Below are 3,676 nucleotides of genomic sequence, written 5' to 3' on the forward strand. Positions count from 1 at the left end.
CGGCGATGCCATTGTGCAACTCGAAACCGCCTTCAAAGACCCCAAGCAAACGCAGGCGGGTACCGCATTGGTGGGCTTGTATTTGCGCGATGGGCAAACTGCCAAAGCGGTAGCCATTGCCGACCAATTGGTCAAGTTGCAGCCCAATAATGCAGGTTTCAGCAACCTACTGGGTATGGCCCAGGCCCAAGCGGGCGTGCTACCCGCCGCCAAAGCAGCCTTTGAGCGGGCAGTCCAGTTGGACGACAAACTGCTAGAGGCCAAGATCAACTTGGCCCGAGTAGATATTGCGGCCAAATCTTATGACAGTGCCACCACACGTCTGGCCGCCATTCTCAAGGTAGACGATAAAAATATCGATGCCATGTATGAGATGGCCAACCTGTCAGACCGCCGCGGCCAGCCTGCCGAGACTTTGCGCTGGCTCCAAAAAGCCAGCGATATCGCCGGCCCTAAAGAGTTTCGACCAGACACCTCGCTGGTAGAGCTGCATCTGCGCAATCGCGCGCCTGCGCTCGCTTTGGAGGCTGCCAAGCGCTTATTGGCCAAGGCTCCAGACTACCTTCCTTCCCTACTGGTTTACGGTCGAGCGCAGCTAGCCAATGGCGATGTGGAAGGTGCCAAGTCCACCTTTTCGGGTGCCACCCGATTTGCCGACTTCAATGCGGCTCAGCAAACCGAAATCGCGACCTTGCAAATGGCCGGCAACAACCCTGCTGGGGCTACCTACAGTCTGGAAAAGGCACTCTCCAGCCGCCCTGACTATTTGCCTGCCATGGCCATGATGGTCGACATTGAGCTGAGCCAGGGTGCACCGGCCAAAGCCGAACAGCGCGCCCGCCAGGTGCTGGCACAGACACCTAAACGAGCTATCGGCTATAGCCTCCTAGGCGATGTAGCCCAGGCCCGAGGCCAGACCGCTGCCGCCATTGATGCTTACCGGCGCGCCCACCAGGCGGAGCCCAGTTCCGAAACGCTGTTGCGCCTGTTCCGTGCGCTGTCTGGCCAAGCCGGCGGAAAACCGGCGCTACAGCTGGCTGAGCAATGGGTCAAGGCCCACCCGCAAGACCTGGTGGTTCGTCGCGCATTGGCGGACTCTTATGCCCGTGCCGAGAACTATCCGGCAGCCCGGAGCAACTACGAGATTCTGCTCAAAGCCAAGCCGGACGACATTGGTGCAATGAACTATTTAGTCAACGTACTGCTACGCCTAAAGGACCCTTCGGCCATTGCGATGGGGGAGAAAGCCCTTGTGCTGGCTCCCGCCAATGCCAACGTCATCGACACCTTGGGCTGGGCACTGTTCCAAAGCGGCAAAGCCGACCAGGCCGACCGCGCTTTGCAACTTCTGCGCGATGCCCGCTTGCGTGAGCCTGGCAACCCCGAAATTCGCTACCACTTGGCAGCCGTTTTGGCGCAGTCAGGACGTAACACGGAAGCGCGCGACGAGTTGGATGCTGCACTCAACGATGGGCGGAATTTTGAAGGCCTTACCGCGGCCCAAGCTTTGCGCAAAACTTTGCGTTAACGGGAACTATAAATTGCTTGTCGAATTTTCTTACAGTTTTGTAACTCCTTGTTATTTTATTCTCACAACATGTTGATTTTTAAGTAAAGAACTCCACTGGCACGAATCTGGCTGTGAATCAGGTATTAATGATGGTTTGCAGTGTTAGCACCCCAATAGGATGATGAAAATGAAGAACTTCCGTATGACCCGTTCCCTCCAAATATTGGCCGCCGTCGCCTTGATGGGGATGGCCAGCTCAGGCTGGGCTACGTCTTGGGCCCTTGATTCCGGTTGTGCAACTTCGTCAGGGGTGTCAACCTGCGCGACTTCAGGCGGCATCAGCCTGACGGTGCAAGCGTATTCCACCAGCACCGGTACGGTCGCGGCACCTACCACGGGTACCAAATTTGCGGCTGCCCAGGTTACGCAAAACGGTACAAGCTATGGTTTGGGCGTTGTTTCCAGCAATGAAGATGGTTCCGCTCCCCAGCACACGATGGATAACGTTGCCGGCACCGACCTGATCGTTTTGCACTTCGGTTCGGCCATTAATTTGAGCTCGATCTTGCTGGGCTATACCTACAACGATGCCGACTTGACGGTCATGGCTTACACCAAAGCCGGTACCCCAACGATTTTGAACAACACCACAGGTTCCTTCACGGCGGCTAATGGTTGGACTTCGGTGCAGAACTATTTCACTGATGCTGGGTCGCCAACTACTACCGATGTGGCTGTAACGACCAACAAAGACACCACTACGTACTCCAGTTGGTGGGTCATCAGTGCCTACAACTCTGGCTACGGCGGCTCGGGTACCGGTGATGCGCTGGCCGACTATGTGAAGCTGATGACGGTGGCGGGCAGCACAAAGCAGTCCTCCGGCGTGCCAGAGCCAGGATCGCTGGCCTTGGTCGGCGTTGGCCTGCTGGGTTTGCTGGGTAGCGCCCGCCGTCGCAAGACCGCCCAGCGCGCTGCTCTGGCCGCTTAACTTATCCGTTCCCCGGCCGCTTGCGGCCACTCCCAAAAGGCACCGAAACTCGGTGCCTTTTTGTTTTGGGGCGCGTATTTTGTGGGCTTCATTCATCTTGTGGATGTAGTTTTGCCTGGCTTCGCCCATCATGAAGTCAGTTCAATTTGGGGGCTGGCAGATGCAAACAGCAGAGCGCTTTGGGGCCAAGGTTTCTATCGGCTTACCGGGGCGCGGCATGTTCTTGCTGGAGGCGGCCGAACCCGAGGGGCTTGATGTTTTGGTGCGCAGCGTGGGAGCCCAGGTGGTCGCCCGGATCGGTGCCGGTAAGGCCCTGGTGGTCATGGGCGTGGCTTCGTATATGGGTTTGCGCGGATCGCGGGCGGTGCGGTTCATCGGCCCGGTCAACGTGGAGCAGCAGCGTCTGGCCGCGGTTCTGGGGGCCTTGAATGTGTCCCTCAACGCGCCGGTGTCGTCGGTTTCGTAACTGCTGCTGTGTGACCAGCGGCCCACTTCAAGGAGACAGCTATGGCCGGTAGTGTTGGACAAGAATTACTCGACGTACCCCTTCCCGATATGGTGCTGAAACTGGCCCTGGGCATCGCCGAGGCGCAAAAGGCGTTGGACGAAAACTCGGTAGAAACCGCCAAGGCCCTGGCAGAAACCGAGCTGCCGCTGGTCATGGGCGTGACCCAAACCATCGCCGCCAATGGCGATGTGACCTACGTGAATTCGGCCCCGGTCAACGTGTCGCTGATCCAGATCGGGCTGATGCCCACTTTCTACCAGTTTGCCGAGGCCACCATCGAAGTCACGATGGATATCAAAACCACCACCTCGGTGGAAACCAGCCTCAAGGTCGGTGTCAAAGCCAAGGCCGGGTTTGCCTGCTGGAGCGCATCGGTGTCGGTCGATGTTTCACATAACCGCAAGTTTGGCAAGGAAGTGCATGGCACCAGCCGCCTGCTGACCCGCATGGTGCCGGTGCCCCCTCCACCGCGTATTGCGCCGCAGCTCACCGTGGTAGACAACCGTCCACCCAAAGTCCCTGCTTGACCATGGCCACCCTGGACAAGGCCAAGGTCTTTCGTGCGCCTATCGTGCCGGCTGAGGTGGTGGTGCAAGAGACGGCATCTACCTCGTTTGCCGATCTGGTGCGCCTGATGGCCGAAGGCATTGCCGACGCACAGATGGCA

The 3,676-nt window shown here is 58.2% G+C and carries 4 protein-coding genes; all 4 read left to right on the plus strand.

Annotation, left to right across the window (positions count from 1 at the left end; all coding sequences use genetic code 11):
* Window positions 1-1,528, plus strand: a 1,528-nt coding sequence (gene prsT, locus ABI213_RS06455; RefSeq protein WP_348026474.1) for an XrtA/PEP-CTERM system TPR-repeat protein PrsT, incomplete at its 5' end; no start/stop codon positions are given.
* Window positions 1,529-1,712: 184 nt separating this feature from the next.
* Entirely contained in the window at window positions 1,713-2,501 is a 789-nt protein-coding gene (gene xdp1 / locus ABI213_RS06460) for an exosortase-dependent surface protein XDP1 (RefSeq protein WP_348026476.1), read from the plus strand.
* A 130-nt stretch (window positions 2,502-2,631) separates the two neighbouring features.
* A complete protein-coding gene (locus ABI213_RS06465) occupies window positions 2,632-2,967 on the plus strand; it encodes a hypothetical protein (protein ID WP_348006327.1) in 336 nt (111 codons plus the stop codon).
* 41 nt (window positions 2,968-3,008) lie between these two features.
* On the plus strand, window positions 3,009-3,536 hold the full coding sequence (locus ABI213_RS06470; protein WP_348026478.1) for a hypothetical protein: 528 nt from the start codon (window positions 3,009-3,011) through the stop codon (window positions 3,534-3,536).
* Window positions 3,537-3,676 lie beyond the last annotated feature (140 nt).

This window comes from Rhodoferax sp. (genome assembly GCF_039922535.1).
Lineage (GTDB): Bacteria > Pseudomonadota > Gammaproteobacteria > Burkholderiales > Burkholderiaceae_C > Rhodoferax_B.

Bases quoted from the DNA above. Each gene is read 5' to 3' on its own strand.
- xdp1 (WP_348026476.1), top strand. From the start codon at position 1,713: ATGACCCGTTCCCTCCAAATATTGGCCGCCGTCGCCTTGATGGGGATG.
- ABI213_RS06465 (WP_348006327.1), top strand. From the start codon at position 2,632: ATGAAGTCAGTTCAATTTGGGGGCTGGCAGATGCAAACAGCAGAGCGC.
- ABI213_RS06470 (WP_348026478.1), top strand. From the start codon at position 3,009: ATGGCCGGTAGTGTTGGACAAGAATTACTCGACGTACCCCTTCCCGAT.